The following is a 948-nucleotide window of genomic DNA, read 5'->3' as shown; positions in this document are numbered from 1 at the left end:
CATAAGGGTCCACGCTGCGCTGAACTCGAAGCAATAACCGCAAAGAAAAACTGCCAGAAGCGATTCATTTTATACGCTCTGTGCGCGAAGTACCGGTGGTATACGGCGGTAATCGCGTACATTCTCAACCAAAAAAAGCCCAAACAAATAGCGACCCCAATCGGACTCCAGCCGAGCCAAATCAAATTCAGACATGCGACATGTACAATGATAAAAGGCAAACATCTCAACCAATTAATGTCATTTGGTTGACCTTTTATTTGCTCCGCACTTGCTTCAGCATCAAACCAAAGCACGACGGACATCGCCAATTTCCTCAAAGAAAATCGGCTTTCACTTATATGTGTTTTCACTTAAATATCCCAAACGCTTGACCCGAGCGAGATGCTCGGGCGATAAATCCGTTGACACTAACTAAACGTCAAACAAGAACCATTGGATTTAAGATGTGAGGAGACTTTCGCTTTCATTATTGGACAACACACCTTCAGTAGACGTGAGAATGGTTCTCAAAAGAGCATTTGCACTTAAAAATGCTGATTCAACACCATACTCGGATTCCACCGAAAAGTAATCCCCACAGGCAGACAGCTTAATCGAGGCATCATCAAAGAAAGACCCCATCAAGCGATTAGAGATAGTAGGACGAGCATACAACCATCGATGAACATGCGCCTTTCCTAGAGCATTGCGCAAAACAACTGAGTCCAGATCCACGACATCGGCCAAGGATTCTAGCAATACCGTTTCGACATCTGAAGCACTGACATTGAGATTCCGAGCCGCCCATGACTCAGAGCTGTGTAGCGTCATAACCAACAGGCTAGCATCAATATTCCGATCTGGCTTACGCGATTCAACCGACACCAGCCCTATGACGTCACTTTGGATTGACCCAATTTTCTCTAGCATCTTTACTGTCTCAGCATCAAGAACACGCTTATCAAA

The 948-nt window shown here is 44.9% G+C and carries 1 protein-coding gene and 1 pseudogene; both read right to left on the bottom strand.

Going from position 1 to position 948, the window contains the following annotated elements; all coding sequences use genetic code 11:
- Positions 1–305 (bottom strand): annotated as a pseudogene (locus tag A3739_RS31105) (acyl-CoA desaturase); the annotation flags it as partial.
- 136 nt (positions 306–441) lie between these two features.
- On the bottom strand, positions 442–948 hold a 507-nt coding region (locus A3739_RS30465), incomplete at its 5' end, for a hypothetical protein (RefSeq protein ID WP_197472599.1).

It is taken from the genome of Oleiphilus sp. HI0067 (assembly GCF_001635735.1).
This window is presented reverse-complemented; position numbering and strand designations above follow the sequence as displayed.